The 20,127-nt window shown below is 61.5% G+C and carries 21 protein-coding genes and 1 pseudogene; 15 read left to right on the top strand and 7 right to left on the bottom strand.

Annotation, left to right across the window (positions count from 1 at the left end; genetic code table 11):
• Nucleotides 1-150: 150 nt before the first annotated feature.
• The 5 genes from H7847_RS24690 to H7847_RS24670 all read right to left on the bottom strand — a co-directional run bounded on the left by H7847_RS24690 (nt 151) and on the right by H7847_RS24670 (nt 4,373).
• Nucleotides 151-1,203, bottom strand: a complete 1,053-nt coding sequence (locus H7847_RS24690) for a hypothetical protein (protein WP_227272159.1) — start codon at nt 1,201-1,203, stop codon at nt 151-153.
• Nucleotides 1,204-1,642: 439 nt separating this feature from the next.
• Nucleotides 1,643-2,575 (bottom strand): toll/interleukin-1 receptor domain-containing protein, encoded by a 933-nt coding sequence (locus H7847_RS24685; protein WP_227272158.1) that lies wholly within the window; start codon nt 2,573-2,575, stop codon nt 1,643-1,645.
• A gap of 372 nt (nt 2,576-2,947) precedes the next feature.
• On the bottom strand, nt 2,948-3,373 hold the full coding sequence (locus tag H7847_RS24680) for a hypothetical protein (protein WP_227272157.1): 426 nt from the start codon (nt 3,371-3,373) through the stop codon (nt 2,948-2,950).
• Nucleotides 3,374-3,555: 182 nt separating this feature from the next.
• On the bottom strand, nt 3,556-3,951 hold the full coding sequence (locus H7847_RS24675; RefSeq protein WP_227272156.1) for a phage protease: 396 nt from the start codon (nt 3,949-3,951) through the stop codon (nt 3,556-3,558).
• Nucleotides 3,948-4,373, bottom strand: coding sequence for a hypothetical protein (locus H7847_RS24670; RefSeq protein WP_227272155.1), 426 nt, complete (start codon nt 4,371-4,373; stop codon nt 3,948-3,950). Before H7847_RS24670 ends, H7847_RS24675 begins: the two co-directional genes overlap by 4 nt.
• A gap of 482 nt (nt 4,374-4,855) precedes the next feature.
• On the opposite strand from H7847_RS24670, the gene H7847_RS24665 reads away from it, so the two are divergent.
• From H7847_RS24665 to H7847_RS24605, 13 genes are all read left to right on the top strand, one after another.
• On the top strand, nt 4,856-5,776 hold the full coding sequence (locus H7847_RS24665; protein WP_227272154.1) for a hypothetical protein: 921 nt from the start codon (nt 4,856-4,858) through the stop codon (nt 5,774-5,776).
• 89 nt (nt 5,777-5,865) lie between these two features.
• Nucleotides 5,866-6,816 (top strand): AAA family ATPase, encoded by a 951-nt coding sequence (locus tag H7847_RS24660; protein ID WP_227272153.1) that lies wholly within the window; start codon nt 5,866-5,868, stop codon nt 6,814-6,816.
• Nucleotides 6,813-7,718 (top strand): DUF58 domain-containing protein, encoded by a 906-nt coding sequence (locus H7847_RS24655; protein WP_227272152.1) that lies wholly within the window; start codon nt 6,813-6,815, stop codon nt 7,716-7,718. Before H7847_RS24660 ends, H7847_RS24655 begins: the two co-directional genes overlap by 4 nt.
• On the top strand, nt 7,715-8,086 hold the full coding sequence (locus H7847_RS24650; protein WP_227272151.1) for a hypothetical protein: 372 nt from the start codon (nt 7,715-7,717) through the stop codon (nt 8,084-8,086). Before H7847_RS24655 ends, H7847_RS24650 begins: the two co-directional genes overlap by 4 nt.
• On the top strand, nt 8,079-9,041 hold the full coding sequence (locus H7847_RS24645; protein WP_227272150.1) for a VWA domain-containing protein: 963 nt from the start codon (nt 8,079-8,081) through the stop codon (nt 9,039-9,041). Before H7847_RS24650 ends, H7847_RS24645 begins: the two co-directional genes overlap by 8 nt.
• Nucleotides 9,042-9,058: 17 nt before the next feature.
• Nucleotides 9,059-9,937: a vWA domain-containing protein gene (locus H7847_RS24640; RefSeq protein WP_227272149.1), complete on the top strand. Its 879-nt coding sequence runs from the start codon at nt 9,059-9,061 to the stop codon at nt 9,935-9,937.
• Nucleotides 9,934-10,608 (top strand): tetratricopeptide repeat protein, encoded by a 675-nt coding sequence (locus H7847_RS24635; protein WP_227272148.1) that lies wholly within the window; start codon nt 9,934-9,936, stop codon nt 10,606-10,608. Before H7847_RS24640 ends, H7847_RS24635 begins: the two co-directional genes overlap by 4 nt.
• Entirely contained in the window at nt 10,605-11,795 is a 1,191-nt protein-coding gene (locus H7847_RS24630) for a hypothetical protein (protein ID WP_227272147.1), read from the top strand. The genes H7847_RS24635 and H7847_RS24630 overlap by 4 nt, the downstream gene beginning before the upstream one ends.
• Nucleotides 11,796-11,970: 175 nt before the next feature.
• Nucleotides 11,971-12,690 carry a LuxR C-terminal-related transcriptional regulator gene (locus H7847_RS24625; protein WP_227272146.1) on the top strand — a complete coding sequence of 240 codons (720 nt, stop codon included), beginning with the start codon at nt 11,971-11,973 and terminating at the stop codon, nt 12,688-12,690.
• Between the two features lie 8 nt (nt 12,691-12,698).
• Nucleotides 12,699-13,859, top strand: coding sequence for an FIST N-terminal domain-containing protein (locus H7847_RS24620; protein ID WP_227272145.1), 1,161 nt, complete (start codon nt 12,699-12,701; stop codon nt 13,857-13,859).
• Between the two features lie 2 nt (nt 13,860-13,861).
• A complete protein-coding gene (locus H7847_RS24615) occupies nt 13,862-16,060 on the top strand; it encodes an ATP-binding response regulator (RefSeq protein ID WP_227272173.1) in 2,199 nt (732 codons plus the stop codon).
• Between the two features lie 82 nt (nt 16,061-16,142).
• Nucleotides 16,143-16,802 (top strand): hypothetical protein, encoded by a 660-nt coding sequence (locus tag H7847_RS24610; RefSeq protein ID WP_227272144.1) that lies wholly within the window; start codon nt 16,143-16,145, stop codon nt 16,800-16,802.
• Entirely contained in the window at nt 16,799-17,146 is a 348-nt protein-coding gene (locus tag H7847_RS24605) for a hypothetical protein (RefSeq protein WP_227272143.1), read from the top strand. Before H7847_RS24610 ends, H7847_RS24605 begins: the two co-directional genes overlap by 4 nt.
• 74 nt (nt 17,147-17,220) lie before the next feature.
• Here the strand turns inward: H7847_RS24605 and H7847_RS24600 are convergent, their stop codons facing one another.
• Nucleotides 17,221-18,033, bottom strand: a complete 813-nt coding sequence (locus tag H7847_RS24600) for a quinoprotein dehydrogenase-associated SoxYZ-like carrier (RefSeq protein WP_227272142.1) — start codon at nt 18,031-18,033, stop codon at nt 17,221-17,223.
• Between the two features lie 125 nt (nt 18,034-18,158).
• Here H7847_RS24600 and H7847_RS24595 point away from each other — a divergent pair, with 125 nt between their 5' ends.
• Nucleotides 18,159-19,202, top strand: coding sequence for a quinoprotein relay system zinc metallohydrolase 2 (locus H7847_RS24595; RefSeq protein WP_227272141.1), 1,044 nt, complete (start codon nt 18,159-18,161; stop codon nt 19,200-19,202).
• Between the two features lie 10 nt (nt 19,203-19,212).
• Here H7847_RS24595 and H7847_RS24590 read toward each other — a convergent pair whose 3' ends face one another.
• A complete protein-coding gene (locus H7847_RS24590) occupies nt 19,213-19,836 on the bottom strand; it encodes a hypothetical protein (protein WP_227272140.1) in 624 nt (207 codons plus the stop codon).
• A gap of 164 nt (nt 19,837-20,000) precedes the next feature.
• On the opposite strand from H7847_RS24590, the pseudogene H7847_RS24585 reads away from it, so the two are divergent.
• Nucleotides 20,001-20,127, top strand: a pseudogene (locus H7847_RS24585) (S-(hydroxymethyl)glutathione dehydrogenase); the annotation flags it as partial.

Below are 20,127 nucleotides of genomic sequence, written 5' to 3'. Positions count from 1 at the left end.
GTTCTCAACGAGGTCAAGTTCTTCGCTGCTCTGCTTGGTACTGCTGCTTGAGAAAAGGATGCCTGAGCCCCATTCCACCCATGAGGTTTAACGCAACGGAGCCGTTCAAAATCAAATCCCGGCCGAACATCAAACACCGCCGCAGACCGGTCAAAACCGGATATCGAACGCAGCCTTCAGGCCATAATTCTGGGGGGTAGGCGCACCCAGACCATCCACAAAACTGTCAATCACAAACGCGCCGCCCGCCTTCGTCAAATAGCTGACGCCCAGATTCACCCGACCGCGACCGTTGCGTTGGTTTGGCCTCGCCAATGCGTTGCTTCCATAACGGCGGGTCGATGTGCTCGAAAGCGCGCCGCCGCCATTCAGAATAAAAAGAGCGCCGTTCGTGTGACGCAGCCTGTGGCGAAAGTCCAACCCCATCTTAATCCGGCGCAGCCGAATGCCCTGCTTCGGAAGCGATCCACCTCCGCGCGGTGACACATCGTCCGTCGCGTATGACGCCAAAATGCTCGGGATCAGGGTCGTGATGCCGTAGCGAAGCTGGCCTGACATCTTCAGTTGTGCCAGACGGCGCCGGGTGTTCAGCCGCTCCTTGCTGCCACCTAGAAGCCGGATATCGTCAGACGCCTTCCCGTACAAAAGACGCCCCTCGAAAAACAGTGGATGATTGGCGTTACGGGCCAGAAAATAGGATCCGACCATAGCGCCCAGGCCCTCTCTGTCGGACACGGTGCCCGCCTGGGACAAGTAATCCGCCTCGATCATAGCGCCGACAATCAGGGTCGACCTGACATAGGCATGCAGACCCATCGCGCCGAAGCCGTATTTGTCCTTGCGTTGGCCGTTCTCGCCCCACCGCCCGTTCAGCCGTGCCCACAGCCCCCGATCCACGCTGCCGGAAAAAGTCAAGGTTCCGCGATGGTCGGTAATATTGGCGTTCAGCGCACCGGGCCGCGCCTCTGATAGAAAGGCCACCAGATCCGGCTGATGCAGGACCAGCTTGTTTGTACGGGCATTCTGAAACTGAAACATCAGCTTTTGGGTCTCAACCGTGTCCGCCCGGGTGCCGACGTCACCTATGCCAAACAGCCAGAAGATCACGGCCAGGACAAGCACACACCATCGCGATACAACCTGCCGTACCGCCGGCAATAAGGTTGCCGCGTGCACGCCGTTATGGACATGGGTCTTGCTCATCACATAGGCACCAGGGATAGCTGGATCAAAGAGGAAGGTGGCGCCCCGATAAGACGGATTACTCAGGTGGCCAATTTCCGCCTATCTATACACGCTAAGATTGATCCGTCACCCCGAAAACACCCAGAAACCCAATAAATACAGGTTAATTATTGTGTCAATGCGTAATAAAAAGTGGCGATAATCTGCGCTTTCACGGACGATCACATCAGAAAACAGGCCCAGAAGCCGAACGTTGGTTCTGCGATGAAGCGCAGGCGCTCGCTGCTGTCGTCAATACCGTGAGAGGTCTTCGCGTAGGTCGAGCAAGAAAAGGTTGCCAATCCATGCCCTCGAACAGGGCTTCAACGTGAAAGCGCTTGGGCGCTTCTCGCGACGCGCATCGCGCACCTCAGATCCAAATCGGTGGCCGCAGTTTTTGCAGCAGAAACCGATGCGCTCAGGTATGAGTGATCCCCGCTTGTTCGATGAACCGGTTCCACAGATACGCCGCCGCTTGCTCTGGGTTTAGCCGGTCAGGTTCATCCCCAAACATCATCGTCGTTGCAATCAGGAACTGTTCGTACGCATCCGAAGATACGTTGAATCCACCGTTTGCTTTGTTGTCTGCAGCGCTCTCGCTAAAGGAAAAGTAGATATCGCCCAGTGCGAATCCCGCGTTTCGGCACTGCACCGTGATATGTGCGGCACCATGTTGGCGACCGCGATTGACGACCGTGCTGCCAAATGCGGTTTCACCTCGGTTAACAAAGCGACCTCGCAAGCCTTCGACCGCATCTATTTCGCCAATCGCGCGCCGGAAATAGGCCTTGATCGTGATGAACGCCGCGTCACGATAATCGCTACGGTCGATTTCGTCGAAGTCTCGCTGGACCCGATAGGGAGGTGTGCCTTGCCACTGGGTCGCTGGTGCGCTGCTGGCAGGTGCCGCTGTTTCGCCCGCATCGACGATCCGGCGAATCTCCCGCACAACATTGAGATAGGCGTTGTTCGCGTTCGCCCATTCGGAAATTGGATTGCCGTCCTTGGGTACCGCCTTCAATCTGCTTAGTTGAGGCGTCGCGGCCCATTCGCACGGTTCGACGACGATCGGCACAACCCTTGCCTCGCCCGCGTCATGCCGTTCCAATGCGCGCTGCATTTCGCGTTCGACGCAATAGCTGGATGCGATGAAGTCAGGGCTTACCAGCAGCAGGAAAAGATCTGCTGCTTCCAGTTCCCGGCTTATTTCATCGTCTAAAATGTCGCCCGCCAGAATGTCGCGGTCATACCACGTCTCGACCCGACCTTCCCGATGGAGGTTCGCGAGGTGGACATGCAGACGTTCAAGCGCGACTGCATCTTGGTGGGAATATGATATGAACGCTCGCATTCATCAACCCTTGATGTTCCTGTTTTGTTCCAAGGCTATCTATTCGAACCCGAGTCGGCAACACGGTATTGTTGTATGGTGTTAGCAATTATTCTGGAGTGATACCTTTAATCCCGAAGACCACAACTGACGGCGGGCTACTCCGGCTGAGATTGGGGGTGATTGGCCTGCCTTTGTCACCACTGGTGAATGGCGCTCTTGCCGACGCGATGGTCTGGCGGAAACTGACTTGCTACCGCCTTTGCCAGCGCCGAGAAAGTCACTTGTCGATCCGCGGGAGGATGTGAGGGCGGGCAACTCTAGTCAGAGGCGATCTTTGAGGGACGTCCAAGACGGTGTTTGCGCAGGTGTTCAGCAACATGTGATACCCCTTCAAGCCGTCAAACCCTGACGTAATGTTATGGACCATGGCAACATGGCAACCAGCTTCGCATGTTCTCGTTCCAGATGCGAAAACCGTCCGCTGATCTCATCCGCCTTCATTCGCGCCTCACATCGGGCGGCACCGCCCTCGGGGTATTTGCTCCATTGATGTAGCGGCATGCGGTCAGATTGGTGATCCGAGGCCGTCGCGCGATTGCCGCAATTGGAAAGGCCTTGCACATAGAGGCATTTGGCCAGCCATTTGGTCGCGAGTGGTCTTCGGTGCTTCAAATCTGGCGACACGTCGATCAGTTGCTTGGTTTTCTCGTACCCGATGACCTGTTCGACCATTCCCCGCCCCTTCGGATCATTGGACACGTGGAGTTCCGCACCCCCGAAATTGAGCAGGAACTCGATCGCTGTCTCTTCGCCCAAAGCATCCACATAGCGTTGCGCTGCGCGACATGGCGATAGATAAACGGGCTTCATTTCTGGCATAGCGGACCTGCTTGGAAACAGTGGGTATGTGGCACCCTGACGCTCGATTTCGCAGGAAAAGTGTCAGGGTGCCGCGGCGCGGCGCATGAGTGAACACACCGCGTGCATCACCTTGGTCGTCACCAACATCGGCCAAGTTGAATTTCAGGTGTTGAGCGCCGTCGCATCCAGCCCGAGCTGGCACCATCGGCAAAGCCAAGACGCTTTGTAATCCTGTGCATGAAGGGGCATGTATCGTCCATGGTGTCCTTCTGAGACGCAAGGGCAGCAAGGCTAAGGTTCGGGTGATGCACGAGGCCTGCGCCCTTGAGGTGCAGCACTTCGGTGTCGCCTATGCGGTGCATCATCACCGGGCTGAGGTAGCGATAGGCTTTCTGGTCAATCAAATCACGCGCGGTGGCGGTCCATTCGACGTGGCCCCAGATGCCATCGGGTTTGGCTTTCAGCTCTTTGATCCGACCTGCGCCTGGGCCGCTCTTTGTCTCGCCGTACCAGACTGCATCGCAAGCAGTCACAGGACTTTCAGTTCTGCGGCTCTGGCACCCTCCCGCAGCGCTATCAGCCAGGGCTGATAGGCATCGCCTCCGGTCTCACCGAGCCCATCCGGGGGAACCGTATCAAGACACGCGGGCGGGTTTTCCAGCCTGGTGGCAGGTAGATCCTCGCGGCCCTGCCGCAACTGTCTACGCGCATCCGGAATATCGACAACCCCCCCCCCGCCGCCGCCGAATGCCACATGCTCCCGGTTTGCCACGATCCAAAACTGCTGGGGTGTATCTACAAGCCTGCGCAGCTTGCTCAGCGACCAGCGCAAGGCGGCTTTGGGGTCGTCGGGCAAGTCCCAGAAAACCTCGCACAGGTTTTCGTGTCTATGCGGGCGGTGACACATCAACCCCGTTTCGAGCCACCCGTAGCGCGCCCAGCGGCGAAACCTCAAGATCTGTCGAAGCGCTCCCGGCAAGAGGTTGTTTTTATCGGCATGCACAGAAAACCAAACTCCCGGCGAGGCGCGCGCATCACCAGCCGTCAAGCGCAAATGAGGGTGATCAGTGGTTTACGCGCCACCGCCAAAGAAAAGAAGGCCATTGCACGCCAAACAACGGGTATCGGCCAGGTCTTCGCCGTCTTGGGCTGAAAATCGGAAACTCACCGCGACCCAGCCTGAAATCACTTGGATGCCTCATGGAAATGCTCACAGGGATCCGGGCGGGTAAGCTTTGCAAATGACCCTGAGCAAACGAGACCCCCCGCATTGGGCAGCTTTCACATGCTTTGGAGAGAGACTCTATCTCACTTGAGCGAGGCATGGGACGGACGAGTTGCACCGTCAGATGACGTTCCAATCCGCAGAAACACAAGCAAAGGCGTGGACGAATTTAACCCGCCGCTCTAGGTTCTGACCCAACGAGGAGGAATGCGATGATGCGCGTTCTCATCATAGGTCTTTTGGCAGGCCTGTTCACGGTGACGTCGGTTGCAGCAGATCGCGCGGCCTATGTTGATCTGGCGCGAAAGGGGTGGAACTACCAGTTGCGCACCACGATGCTGGGGCGGGACATGTCGATCCCGATACATATTCACGGGCGTGATCTGGCCGGTGCCAGCCTCTGCGTGGTCGGCGAGAAGCCCCATCCGAAATCGCTTGAGACCATTGACGCCTTCCGCGCCCTGTCCCGTCATGTGTTCGGCAAACCGATCCCGATGCGCTATGCGGGATATGATGCAAGCGGGTGCGGATCGGGCCGCACGGTGATTTTGCGGCTCTACTCTGGGCACCCGCCCAATCAGGCGCTCTCTGCCGATCTGGGCTGGATGAACCAGATTTATCAGCTCGGGCTGCCGCGCGAACGGTTCTACACGGCCAGCTCTCCCGCCATGGCGCAGACTTTTTTCGGGCGGCGCGGGCGGGCAACACATATCATGGTCAAACAACCCGCGATGAACAATCCGGGCCGGTTGGAGCGGGCGTTTTACAAGTCGATCCTTGTGGAGGAGCTTTTCCAGTCCTTTACCTTTGGCATGGACATTCTGATCTTTGATCGCGCGGCCCCATTCCAGTCGAAGCTGCAGGAAACACCGCTGAACGTGCAGCGGTTTGCTTGGGAATCGCGTGACTTCATGCGGGCTTTGCTCGCGTCCAACCCCGGCGGGCTCTGTGCTTTTGACGTGTTCATGATGCATGCGGTGGCACAGACCCAGGTCGACCAGACGATCGAGCCGGGGTTCATCGAGTATATCGACCGCGAATACGAGACGCTGCTGGCACAAGCCACCGCCACCATGACCGATGACCGGTTCTCAGCGATCGTGGAGCCCTTGTGCCTGCGCGCACCGATCTAGGCGGGTAATACTTTCGGTTGGGTTTGCGGATGCCGGTGATCCGGCTACCGTGATACCCGTAGGCGGTTTGCCTACGACCGGGAGGACATATGGATACACGACCGGACCCGACCGGCGCTTCGGCGTTGTCGTCTCACCTAGCAAATGGGCTTGTGGGCCATGAGATCCTGATCGAGCGGTTGCTGATCGCGCTTTTGACGGGCGGGCATCTGCTGGTCGAGGGGCCACCTGGGTTGGCCAAGACCCGCGCGGTCAAATGGCTGTCGGATGCGGTGGAGGGCAGTTTCGCGCGGATTCAGTGTACGCCTGATCTGATGCCCTCCGATCTGACCGGAACACCGGTCTACAAGCCACAGGACGGGTCATTTGAATTCGTGCGCGGCCCGGTCTTTCACAATCTGGTGCTGGTGGATGAGATCAACCGTGCTCCTCCAAAGGTGCAGTCAGCGCTGCTGGAGGCGATGGCGGAGCATCAGGTGACAGCCGGAAACGAGACCCATGCGCTGCCCGATCCGTTTCTGGTGGTTGCCACGCAGAACCCGATTGAACATGACGGGACATTCCCCTTGCCCGAGGCACAGCTCGACCGGTTCCTGCTGCATGTGATGCTCGACCTGCCGGATCTGGAGACCGAGCGACAGATCCTCGATCTCGTTGAGGCGGAGACCCAGAGCGGCGCGTCCGCCGTGCAGGTCCTGACACTTCAAGAGCTGGCGGCGGCCCGGGACTCCGTTCGGGCGGTTCATCTGGCCCCGGAGTTGCGGGATTACATCGTGCGACTGGTGTTTGCGACACGTGAAGGGCCGCAGGCGGCAGACATCGACCATGCGGTATCGCCGCGCGGCTCGCTGGCACTGGCGGCGGCGGCGCGGGCACGGGCGTATCTGCAGGGCCGCGATTATGCGCTCCCCGAGGATGTTGCGGCCGTTGCCGGTGATGCGCTGGCGCACCGGTTGGTGTTGAGCTGGCGGGCGGTGGCAGACGGGCGCAGATCGCGCGATGTTGTGGCGGATGTGGTAGACGCCGTTCATCCGCTGTGAATGATGCCCTGCAGGGTCCCGGTGTTGCCCTCAGATCAGAGGCGCTGATCGCGCTGCGCCGCGTGGCGTTGACCGCGCAGACAGCGCCTTCGCTGGCGGCCTTGCCGGGTGGGTTTGCCACCCGCAGGAAGGGTCACGGGCTGGAAATGGCGGATGTGCGCGAATATGTGGCCGGCGATGAAATCAGACATCTTGATCGCGGCACGACCGCGCGCACAGGGCGGCTGCATGTGCGCCAGTTTCAGGAGGAGCGCGACCGCGTCAGCCTGCTGGTCGCGGATTTCCGACCTTCGATGTTCTGGGGGCTGCGCCGGGCTTTCCGCTCCGTGGCGGTGGCCGAAGCACTGGTTCTTATCGGGTGGAACGTGGTGGAAAGCGGCGGCCGCGTGGGGCTGTTGACCGTTACCGCGACAGAGCCGGTGATCGTGCCGCCACGCGGACGCACACGCGGGATGCTCGACGTGATCGGCGGAATGGTGCAGGCGCATGATGCGGGCCTTGCCGCCATGGCCGCGAGGCAGGGAGAGGATCCGCCCCTCGATCAGGCGCTGGTGCGCGCCGACCGGCTGGTGCCCTCCGGGGCGGAACTCATCATCGGATCGGGTTTCGACGTACCGGGGCCGGGACTGGCGGATCGCCTTGATGCGCTGTCGCGCCGGCGGTTGCCGCGCCTGATGCAGATGACCGATGCGCAGATCGACCGGATGCCGCGAGGCCGCTATCCCATCCGCATGGCTGACGGTCGGCGGCTGCGTCTGACACTGGGCGGCGCGCGCGACACCCCCGTCATGCCCACGCGCCAGATTGCAGGGCGCACCGCCCTGGTGCTGGATGCAGGCGAGGGGGTGGAGCAGATGGCCCGCCGGATCAAGGCAGCCTTTCCGGTGGAGCGGGCCGCATGACGGACCGGGCGATCAGTAAAGAGGCGATGCTCACCAGTCTGCGCGATATACACCTGCCTGCAGAGGCACCGGGCGGGTTTGTGGCCGATCTTGCTGTGGCGGTTGGTCTGGCGTGTCTCGCAGCATTGGTGATTGCAGCCCTGTTGCGCGCCTTGAGTCTCAAGGCGCGACCCAACTCCGCACGGACCCTGCAAGACCGCCTTGCAGCGCTGGCGGACAGATCTGAGGCAGAGCGGCGCGTGGCCTTGTTGCACCTGCTCCGTGAGCATCAACCGGATCGATACGCGGAACTGCGGGGGGCACTCTACCGGCCCGGCAATGGGCTTGACCTGGCCCTGCTGGAGGCGGAGGTGGCGCGCCGTGTTTGAGCTTGCCGACCCCTGGCTCTTGCTGTTCTTGCCGCTGCCACTGCTGGCCAGGCGTGTGCTTGGGGAAGGGCAGATGTCGGGTGGTGCCATTGCGGTGCCCGACCGTATCGGTGGCGCGCTGCTGGCGGCGAGGGGGCATCGCGCGGCCGCAGGAGGCATACCGTTGCGACAGGCGCTTTTATGGGCGATCTGGGGGCTGATGCTGCTGGCGGCCTCCGGCCCGCGTGATCTGGCACCGGTTTCAGCGCTCAGGGTGACAGGGCGTGATCTGGCGATTGTGCTCGATCTATCGGGGTCGATGGTGCGGGATGATTTCTCTCTTGACGGTCGGCAGGTGACCCGGCTGGAGGCGGTGACGACCGTGGGCGCTGATTTTGCGCGCAGGCGGGGCGGCGACCGGGTCGCGCTCATCGTTTTCGGATCGGAAGCCTATTTTGCAGCGCCCTTTTCCTTCGATGTCGAGGCGATCGCCCGGCGGATCGAAGAGGCGGAGATCGGTGTGTCCGGCCGGGCCACCAATATCTCCGATGGGTTGGGTCTGGCCCTGAAACGGTTGGCCGACAGTAACGCGGCAAGCCGGGTCGTGATCCTGTTGTCGGATGGGGTGAACAATGCAGGCGCCACGAATCCCCGTGGCGTGGCGGAGCTGGCGGCCCGAATGGGGGTCCGCGTGCATACCATCGCGCTGGGGCCAAAGGACCTCAGCACGGCGAAAACTGGCGAGCGCGGGGTCGTCGATGCCGCCACCTTGCGCGCGATCTCTGATATTTCGGGCGGCGAGAGCTTTCGCGTCCGCACCACGGATGACCTTGTTGCCGTGACAGAGGCGCTGGACCGGCTGGAGGCAACCGACAGCGACGGTCTGGCCGCGGAAGTGTTCCGCGACTACTGGATGTGGCCTGCGTTTCTTGCCGCTGTGCTCAGCCTCTGGCTGGGCTGGAGGGAGCTCACATGAATGTGCCGGAGATTACATTGCTTCGCCCACTGTGGCTGCTGGCTTTGCCGGCGCTGATCGGTCTTGGTTGGTGGCTCCATCGGCGGGCAGGGGGTTTGGGCGATTGGCAGCGGGCGACCGACCCGGCGCTCTTGCGCGCCATGGCTGCCTTGGGGCGTGTGGACAGCAGTGCCAGCCGGGTGCCGCTGATGGCGATGCTTGCGACCGTGGGGTTGACCGTGTTGTCGCTGACCGGCCCCGCGATAGAGCGGCGCGATACGCTGTCGTTTCGCAATCTCGACGGGGTGCTGTATATCGTGGACGCGTCAGCCAGCGTGACCGAAGACGCGCGCTGGCCGCAGATGCTGACAATGGGCCGCTTCGGTCTGGCCGCGCTGGGCACCCGGCCCGGTGGTCTGATCGTCTTTGCAGGAGATGCCTATGTGGCGACGGATATGACGCTGGATCACCTTCAACTGGGGCAGACCCTGTCGCTGATCGACGCGGACACGGTGCCCGATGACGGGTCGCGCCCGGAACGCGCCCTGGCACTGGCGGTGGAACTGCTGGACAACGCCGAGGTGATCTCGGGCGATGTGATCCTGCTCGGCGATGGCGCGGGGCTGGGGCCTGCGTCGCTGCAGGCTGCTTCTGCGATTGCGGCGCGCGGCGCGCGGTTATCGCTGGTCTCGCTCGATCCTCCGGGGCCGGTGTTTGACACCCATGCGGCGGCCGGTGCGGGCCGCGTCTTTACCCTGAACCAGACCGATGCACTGGCCGAGTGGCTGGCCGAGGATGCGCGCATGCGGCTGATGGCGCAGGACTACCCGCTGCTGTTCTGGCAGGACATGGGGCGATATCTGCTGCTGTTGGCCCTTCTGCCGCTGTTGTTGCTGTTTCGCAGGCAGGCGACATGAGAGGTCTGGCTCTCATCGCAGCCCTCGCCCTGATGCTTGCGGTCGCCCTCGGAGGCTCCGCGCCCTTTGGCCGGGTGCTGATGGCCCTGGGCATGCCGGGGCCGGCGGCTGCGTTCCTTGACACAGCGGCGTGGCAGGGGGCAGCATCCTACCGTGCGGGCGACTTTGATGCCGCTGCTGCGCGTTTCACGGAGGCCCAGGCGTTTTATAATCTGGGCAATGCGGAGGTGCAGCGGGGGCGCTACGCTGCAGCTCTCGAGGCCTATGATCTGGCCCGCGCCCGCGGGCAACCGGATGCACAGGCTAATTTCGACGTGGTTTCAGCCTTCTACGCGGGTCTGGGTATTGATCCCGATGCGCTGGGTCTGTTTCCCGAGCGCAAGGATGGCCCGGAGGCGGAGGGGTTCATCGCGCGCGGAGATGGGCGTGCCGCCGGGACCGGCAGCGAGGTGACGAACAACAACACTATGCTGGGTCTTGCGGAGTTGGAGAGCCGGGGCCGGTTGGGCGTGCGGCGCATCTTTGACGACAAGTTCATGGTGGCGGATGCGCGGTGGCTGGAACAACTGGCGGATGTGCCGGGCGAATATTTGGCCGCGCGCATCGCACTGGAGCACAAACGACGCGTCAAGCTCGGCATGGCACCCCCCGACCCGGAGGATCCGCGATGAGGACGTTGATTGTGGTTTGTCTGCTGCTGTGGCCCGTTGCTGCGCTGGCGCAGTCCAAAACCGTGCTGCCGTCTGATCTGCGTCTCTGGGTCGAGGTGGACGAGCGCGCGCATACGCCCTTGGCCAATGAAATGGTATTGATCACCATCCGGGGGATCTACCGGCGGCACATCACCCGCGAAATGCTTGTCCAGCCCGATTTCGAAGGGTTCAACTGGACGCAACTGGGCAATGATGTGTGGCGCGATGAACGGCTGGACGGGGAGCAGGTCAAGACCTTCAGCCGCCGGATGGCTGTCTATCCGCAAGTCGCCGGGACGCTGACAATTGGCGCGTTCCGGCACCGCCTGACCCTGACCGATGAACGCGATGCGTGGTTCGAGCATGAGGTTGCGTCCGAGCCGGTGACGATCGAGGCGGCGCCCGTGCCCGGCGATCCCGACTGGTGGTTTCCGGTCACATCGCTGCGCGTCTCTGACCAATGGTCGAACGCACCGGACCAGCTGACCCCCGGCGAAGGGGTGTTGCGCGTGATCCGGATCGAGGCGATTGGTGTCACGCCCGAAATGATCCCGCCGATGCCGGCGCTGAAATCGCCCTCCGCGATGATCTTCCCGCACCCCGACAAGCGCTTTGTGGAACTGTCGCCGCAGGGTCCGCAGTCCTTTGCCTTCTGGCGGTGGACAATCCGGCCCGGCAATGACATTTCCGCAATCGTGGAGCCGCTGAGTTTCGACTATTATGATACGGTCAACCGCGTCTCGCGCACGGTCACAATATCGCCGCAACGTGTGGCTTATGGGTCTGTGGCGCCGGATCAACCCTTCGACAGCGCCCCGCCGGAAGCTGTTGAGCAAGCCACCTTGCCAGGCTGGCCCGTCGCTCTGCTCGCGGGGGGGATCTGTCTTTCCGGAGTGGCTTTTGGTCTTACGGGCCGCCGCGTTTCGGTTCTGCCCGCGCTTCGGAGATTTCCGTTGATTGATCCGCTTGCCCGCCAGATGAAACAGGCCGCGCGCCTGCAGAATTTATCGCAACTGCGCCGCACAGCGGTAACCCTTCTGGTACGCGACGGCCCGTCAGAGCATCGCCGCAGGTTGCTGTCGCAGCTTGACGGTGCCGTCTTCGGTCCTGGCGCCACGCCAGGGTCCCTGAATGAATTCGCACGGTTGTTCTTGCGCAGATCCTGATTCTCTTTTTGAAACCAGCTGCAGGGGTGTGTGCGACATAATGCCAATTGGCCTTTCAATAGAGCCAGTTGAGGCGGCTTGCTCGCGAATTGTTACCGGTTTGAGACATCGTTCACGTGGTAGTTGTTGAAAAAACAGGCATTCCGGGTACGATGGACGCTGGGAGGAGATTTTAATGCAACATGTGCGTGCGCCAATCGACCAAGATGCTGTGTCCAGAATTCTCGTTGTGGATGACCATCCGCTCTACAGCGATGCGTTGGAAGCGGCATTAGAGCTGGTTTTCGACAATTGCGATATTCGTAAGGCGTCCAGTCTTGGAGAGGCGATGGATCAGACCAGGGCCGGGTTCGACCCCGAACTGGTGATGTTTGATCTGAAACTGCCGGATGTCACGGGCATCTCCGGGTTTGTCAGCCTCAGACGGCAGCTACCAAAGGCGCGTATTCTGGTCATCTCGTCACTGGCATCCTTTGATCTTGTCCAGTCTTTGCTGAACGAGGGAGCCTCGGGGTTCTTACCCAAAGACACTTCCGCCGGTGCGCTCAGATCGGTCCTGGCGGAGATTACCGCGGGGCGGACCTATGTGCCCAAGGACTATCGCAAGCCCAATGACTGCGACCGCGACAGCCTCGCGTCGGAGTTTGACCATCCCAAGCTGGCCGAGCTGACCCCGCAGCAACAACGGATCATGCGATTGATTTGTCGGGGCAAGCCCAACAAGCAGATCGCCTATGAGCTGTCACTGGCTGAGGCCACGGTCAAGGCGCATATCACGGCCCTGTTGCGGCGGCTGGGCGTGCGAAACCGGACCCAGGCGGTGGTCATGGTCGAAGGGGCGATGGCCGCGCAACGTGGTGCCGAGCCTGAAGCGCGCGCCTTTCTCAAGCACTAGGGCCGCAGATGACGCGCATTGAGCGCCCGGGCCCGCATTGCGTCGCGGTGTCGATGTCTCGTGATATGGACGAGCAGGCAGCGGCCCGCAATGCCGCCCTTAAAGTCAATCGGGCGGAGACCTGCTTTGTGCTGGCCTTCGTGCCGGGCCATCTCGACGGCGACATCATCTCGAAAACACTGGACGAAGCCCTCGGTGGCGTGCCGGTCTTTGGGTGTTCTACCGCGGGCCAGATCACCACGGAAGGCTACGAGACGGATGCCCTTTTATTGTTGGCCTTTCCAAAGGCGCATTTTCGCTGCGCCTCGGTGCTTCTGGACCCGCTCAAGCCGCTGTCGACAACCGCCATCGCCACGCAGGTGCAACGCTATGAGCAGAAATTCAGGCATACGGCGGGCTGGCACCGGCTCGGTTTGATTTTTTCCGATGGTCTGTCCAAGCAGGAAGACATCCTGATTTCCACGCTGGAGGCCGTGCTGGGCGATCTGCCGCTTTTCGGCGGATCGGCCGGAGATGGTTTGCGGTTCGAGCATACTTACGTCCTTCATCACGGTCAGATCCATGACAACGCGGCGGTACTGTTGCTGCTGGAAACGGATTTGCCGTTTCAGGGGGTCGGCTTTGACCATTTTCTGCCGGCGGGCAGCCAGCTCATCATCACCGATGCAGATCCGGACGAACGCAAGGTCTTTGAGATCAACGGGGCGCCTGCGGCACAGGAATACGCGCGGCTGGTGGGCTGTGCGGTGTCCGATCTTTCACCGCAGATTTTCGCCGAGAATCCGATGCTGATCGAATACAAGAACAACCATTATGTCCGCGCCATCGCGGATGCGGATGAAGACGGGGCCTTGTCCTTTCTGGCCGCTATCGACGACGGTCTGATCATGACGCTGGGGCAGGGGCAGGAGATCATCCAGACGCTTCAAACCGGCCTCGATATTCACGACGAAAACGGGCGCAGCCCCGATTTCATCCTCGGCTTTGACTGTGTGCTGCGCAAGCTTGAGATCGAGCACAAGCAACTGGGTCGCGCGGTGTCGGACGTGTTGGGAAAGGCCCGCGTCTTTGGTTTCAATACCTATGGTGAGCAACACTGCGGACTTCATATGAACCAGACGCTTGTGGGGGTCGCGTTTTTCAGGCCGGACGAGAGGAACCTCTGGTGAGCATGATCGACCCCAATGATCCGCCGCATGTCCAGGTGGAAAAGCAGACCCGGATCATCGATGCGCTGATCCGGCGGGCAAGTCGGCAAAAGGATGTGGGGCCCTCTGCCTACCGCGCGTTTCAGTCGGCCATCGACCTGCAACAGCAGGTGGCCGCGCAGACGCTGGAGCTTGAAAGCGCGCGCTATGAGCGGGAGCGGACACGCAAGACGCTGGCCGAAGCCCTGTCGTCGATGGAGGAGGGGCTGGCGCTTTTCTCTGACGGCAGCCTGAACATCTGTAACGACCTCTTCAAGGGTCTGTTGCCTGATATCTCGGACCAGATCGTGCCGGGCCTCGGTCTGGCCGCCTATTTCGACCTGATGGATGACAGCAAGCATCTCGTGTCCACCGACCGCAAGCTGGGCAATGTGCGGCGGGCGCTTGAGAGCGGCCAGAGCGCGGGGGCGGTGGTGTCTGTGGTGGCGGAGGTCGCGCGCGACCGGTGGTATCAGATGAGCGCACAGCAGACCTCGCCTGAAAATACGGTCCTGCTGCTGACCGAGATTACCGCCATCGTGCGCCATAACCGGCGCGAGAAAGAGCACCTGATTGATCGGCAGGCGGATTATCTGCAGGCTGTCTTTCAACATATGACCGCGGGGGTGTGCACCTTCTCGGCCTCTGGCGAGGTGATGATGCACAATGGGCGGTTTCGTGATATTCTGGGGGTTCCCTTGACGGTTCTGCAGCCGGGCACGCCGCTGCAGGAGCTTCTGGATTTTATGCAGACGCGGGCGCTGATCCCCGATCATGCCCTGTTGCGGGTCGATGCCTGGCGCGAGGAACTGACCAAGAAGGGCGCGCTGACCACCCGTGTGGCCCATGGCGCGGACCGGGTTCTTGATGTGCAGGCCAACGCGCTGCCGGACGGCGGTTTTCTGGTGGAGCTCAAGGACGTCACGCTGGAGACGCGCTCCACCGAAGTGCTGGAGAACCGGGTGATGGAGCGCACGGCCGAACTGACCCGTGCCAATGCGAGCCTGACGGAGCAATATGAGGAAAAGGCGCGTGTCGAGGAGGAACTGCGCGTGGCCAAGGAGCGCGCCGAAGCCGCCGTGTCCTCCAAGACGCGGTTTCTGGCGGCCGCAAGCCACGATCTGTTGCAGCCCATCAATGCGGCCAAGCTGCTGATTTCGTCACTGGAAGAAACCACGCGCGAAACGCGCTTTCGCCCGATGGTGGAGCGTCTGGGCGGTGCCTTCGCCTCGGCGGAATACCTGCTGCATTCGCTTCTGGATATCTCCAGACTGGAAAGCGCGGACCCCGACACGGTCTCTGCGACCAGCGTCAGCCTGCGCGGGTTGATGGAGGGTGTGAAGGCCGACCAGATGCTGCTGGCGGCGCAGAAATCGGTGCGTCTGGATGTGGTGCCCTGTTCGCTGGCGGTGCGGTCGGACCCGGTGTACCTGCTGCGCTCCATCCAGAACCTTGTGGTGAATGCCATTCAATACACCGATCCCGGCGGGCGCGTCCTGCTGGGCTGCCGACGTAAGGCGGGGCGCGTGGTGCTGGAGGTCTGGGACACCGGCATCGGCATATCCGCGCGGGACCAGCTTCGGATATTCGACGAATTCGCTCGGGCCGAGAACGTGCCTATTGGCTCTGGCATGGGGCTTGGGCTGTCGGTGGTGGACCGTGCCTGCCGTCTGCTCGATCACAGCTTGCAGGTGCGATCCAAGCCGGGGCAAGGCTCGGTCTTCAGCATCGAGATGGAGGTGGTCGATCCTGCGAACGCGCTGCAAATCCCCCAGGCCCCGATGGAAGATGCCTTCAGCGGGTCGCTGGAGCACATTGTTCTCGTCATCGAAAATGACGCGGATGTTCTATACGGCGCAACCCAGCGGCTTGAGCTGTGGGGGGCCAGCGTTCTCCCCGCCCGGTCGACGCGGGAAGCGTTGGCGCATGTGGCCGATATGGGAACGGCCCCAGATATCATCCTCGCGGATTATCAGCTGGATGGCGGCGACACGGGCGTGGAGGCAACCCGCAAAGTGCGGGCGGTAACGGGTGAGAATGTGCCTGCCATTCTTATCACGGCGGACCGAAGCGAAAGGGTGCGGCGTCTGGGCGCACAAAACGATATGTCCGTCCTGACCAAGCCTGCCGAATTGTCCCGCCTGCGCCCGCTGATCGACTGGAAAATCCGGGGTCACGGATGAGACGCATTCCGCGGTACAGACAAAAGTCGGAAGTGACAGCCCCGCGCACCACCCCCACACTCAGGTCAGGGAGGATACCATCATGATGAGATTACCCGTGATCGGGTCTGCATTTCTTCTATGCGCATCTCTCGCCACGGCAGAGCCGCTTGCGGGCGATAAAACCTATGACATGCTGTTTCGAACCGGGACGCTCGATCAGATAGACCGCGACGCGGAACTGGTTTACCGACGCGAAGTCAGCAGCGCGCTGAACCCAGATATGGGCCCCCGGGACACTGGCGATATCGCGCTGAGCTTCCGGGACGGGGATGTCGCGGTGGCCCTGCTGGAGTTTCGGCAGGATGGCAAACACCGGGCGCTGGGCAATTTTCCGGCAAGTGTCGGAAACCCCATAATCATGTACTTCTACGAGACGGTCGTGCGTGACATGGCCGAGGCCGCGGGGGGCAGCCCTTTCTATATCCGCAACCGGGTCAAGGAAGCGCTCATTGAACCCTCCGATATTCAGGACGGGCAGGCCGTGGTGGCAGGCAAGACGGTCACCACCCGGACCATCCGCATGCAGCCCTTTGCAGGAGACCCCAATCAGGACCGGATGCAGGGGTTTGGGGATCTGGAGCTCCGCGTCACCATGTCCGAGGAGGTGCCGGGCTGGTACACCAGCTTTGTCGCCGAAGCGGCCGGCGGCGATGTCTATCGCTCAGAGGTGCTGTTTGACCGGCTCGACGGCACGCCATGAGAGCGCTCGTCCTCGCAGCCCTTTTGTCGATGCCCACTGTGACCGTGGCACAAACTGTCGCCGAGCAACTCAATGACTACCCGACAGCAGCGCGAGCGGATTACGTCTTTGCCTGCATGGTGACCAACGGGCAATCGCGTGAGATGCTGGATCGCTGCGCCTGCTCGATCGACGAGATTGCGGCGATCCTGCCTTACGAAAAATATCTCGAAGCGGAGACAGTGCTGTCGATGCGGCGGGTTGGAGGCGAACGCATGTCGTTCTTCCAAAGTGCCGCGATGGCTGAAAACATGGTGGCAGAGCTGCGGCGCGCACAGGCCGAAGCGGAGATTGTCTGCTTCTAGCTGGACCTGCGGCGTTAACGCAAAAGCGCTGCAGGCTCAGACCCCCGCGGCGCTCATGTCTTTTGATCTGATGGTCAGCCGCTGACGGATTTCGAAAGCTCTCTCTCAAAACTGTTGCCATCGGTATCGGTGGCTTTCACGGTCAGCGTTGTCGCGCCGTTGTCGTTGTAGCCAAAGCGGAACACCGGGTTTTCCGAGACCGAGATGCCGCCCTCCATGGTAAAGAGCAGCTCTTCTCCCTGCCAGACTTCAAGATGGTCGATGAAATGGGCGGGGATGAAAAGCTGGGTGATCTGATCGCGTTGCAGGCCCGAGTAGTTCGGGTGCCGGATCATGATCTGCGCTTCACGTCGCGGTGTCGACATCTGCGCGCCCTGATCGAACATGCGCAGCTTCATCTCGCCCATACCCGCCAGCGCAATTTCAGGATCTCTGCTGGCAGGGGCCGAACACCCGCCGGAGGCTTTGACATAGCGGCCCGCCATATGCAGCCCCTCCGGTGTCTCGGCAATCACCCGGACGTTGGAGTATTGATCGACCCGCACCCGCAATTCGAAATCAAGCGTGCCCATGGCGGGCGAAAACCCGAACACAGCAGCCACCGGCGCGGGGTTCTCATCAATCACCACGGTCGCGGCGGTGATGGTCTGCGCGGGGTCCTGCTGCTTGAGAAGGATAGGAACGGTTGCCGCGTCATGGGCGCGGTAGGGTGCCTCGATCAACAGCAACCCCTCGGCCGAGGCAAGCGCGACATCGCCCACGACATCGCCGCGCAGATCGTTCCATGTCTCACTTTCGGTCAGGGGGTTCTGCAGGGTGTCCGTGCCCCAAGCCGGTCCTGAAATCAGCGCCGCAAGGGCTGCGGCGTTTAGAAGTTTGAAAGCCATGCCAGTCTCCTCCTGCACGGGAATTCTCGTGTTATGCCACAAATTTTGGCAAAAAGACACATATACCAAAGGCGGATTGGGCCGCAGGGTCTGCTGTGGAATGATGGTGGTGAAAGGATCCCTCGATGTTCGAAGCTGTCATTTCGCTCTGTCTCAGCCTCGCGGCGGGACCTTGCCGCGATCACCTGTTGCCGGGATATGAGGCACAGACGCAGGCCGCCTGCGCGGCAGCCTTGGCCGCGATGGCACCTGATCTGACGCGGTTCAGCGGGTTGCAGGCGAAAGGGGAGGCGCGCTGCCAACCGGTCGGGGAAACCCTGTCGGTCATCGAAATCGCACCCGGTGCCTTCGTGCACCGCGGCGCCATCGAAGAACCGGACGCAACCAACCGGGGCGATGTCTCAAATCTGGGGTTTGTCATCGGCAACGCCGGGGTCGCGGTCATCGATACCGGCACGGCCCGCTGGATGGGGGAGGCGCTCTGGCGTGCCATACGGGCGCGCACGGCGCTGCCGGTCACCCATGTCATCCTCACGCATATGCATCCCGACCATGTTTTTGGCGCGGGCCCCTTGGTGGATGCGGGGGCCCAGGTTGTCGGTCACGCGGGCTTGGCGCGCGCGCTGGCGGATCGCCAGATGAACTACCTTGAAAGCCTCAACCGTCTGGTGGGGGTGGGCACAATGCTTGGCACGCGGAGCGTCTCGGTTGATCTGGCGATTGAAACCACAGCCGAGATTGATCTGGGCGGGCGCGTTTTGTCGCTGCGCGCCTGGCCTGCGGGGCACACGGCGACCGATCTGACCGTGCTGGACGCTACATCGGGCACGCTTTTTGCCGGTGATCTGGTCTTTGACGACCATACCCCGGCACTTGACGGGTCTTTGCCGGGCTGGCGCGCGGTGCTTTTGGAACTGACCGGCATGGAGCTATCCCGCGTCGTGCCGGGGCATGGCGGCCCGTCTCTGGAGTGGCCGGCGGGGGCGGCGGACACGCAGCGGTATCTGGAGGTTTTGGAGGCAGATACAAGAGCCGCGATTGATGCCGGTCAGAGGTTGGCCGACGCGGTCGAGGTGATCGCGCGCAGCGAAGCAGAGGCCTGGGCGCTCTTTGAGGCTTACAACGCCCGCAATGCGACCGTGGCTTTCACGGAACTGGAGTGGGACTGACGCCCCGGTGCTAGCCCTGATCCTGCACGGCCTGTTGCAGCATCTGCGCGACGCTGAAGAGGCGCTGTTCGATCAGGGTCGGTGTTTCACACAGATAGGTGATGTTGCGCTGCCGATCCGTGTAGATCACCTGATCCCAGTCGAGCCGCTCTTCGATGACATCGACCTTGTCAAAGTCGGGCTCGGCCGTTGACAGGATGGCGTCCATCTCGACACGGGCTCCGTCGATCTTTTCGGCCAGGGCAATCTGGCTGAGGGAAAAGTCACCTATCCCGCGGATGATTCGGGCGCGGCGATCCGAAAGCGTCTTGAAAACGGACGCAAAAACCTGCCCCAATGCGTCGGGGTCACCGTGATAGGTCTCCGCAAAGGCATCGACGCGGGGCTGCAGCGTTTCCAGTTCCACCCGGCGAAGCGAAAGATAACTTGCCAGTTCCATAACATCGGCGCGCAGATCGCCCTTGGGCAATCCGGCGTCGGGATCGACCGGAAAAGGCCACATCAGCCCCAAGGATAGCGTTTCAACCTTGCGCTGCACACAGGGCCACGTGGGATCGGAATAATCCGCAGCCTGCACGGGCAGACCTACGGCCAGCAACGACAAGGACGCGGCGAAGGCTCTGAGCTTTGTCATCCGGGGTCTCCCTGTTGTCTCAAGCACTATGACCAAGCATGTGCCGTCTGTCCACCGGACCCAATACCCACCATTGTCTTAGTTGTTCGCAGACCGGCGCGGCGCTCATACTTGGGTCAAAAGAGGCCATCGCAAAAGCGCTCTGGCCACGGGAGGAGACCTGAATGAAAACCCGCGCTGCTGTTGCTGTTGCTGCCGGTCGGCCTTTGGAGGTTATGGAGGTGACCCTTGAGGGCCCGCGGGCGGGGGAGGTTCTGGTTGAGATCAAGGCGACGGGCCTGTGCCACACCG

Source organism: Roseobacter weihaiensis (assembly GCF_020622345.1).
Taxonomy (GTDB): domain Bacteria; phylum Pseudomonadota; class Alphaproteobacteria; order Rhodobacterales; family Rhodobacteraceae; genus Roseobacter; species Roseobacter weihaiensis.
The sequence above is the reverse complement of the archived record's forward strand: the minus strand, read 5'-3'. Positions and strand labels throughout refer to the sequence as shown.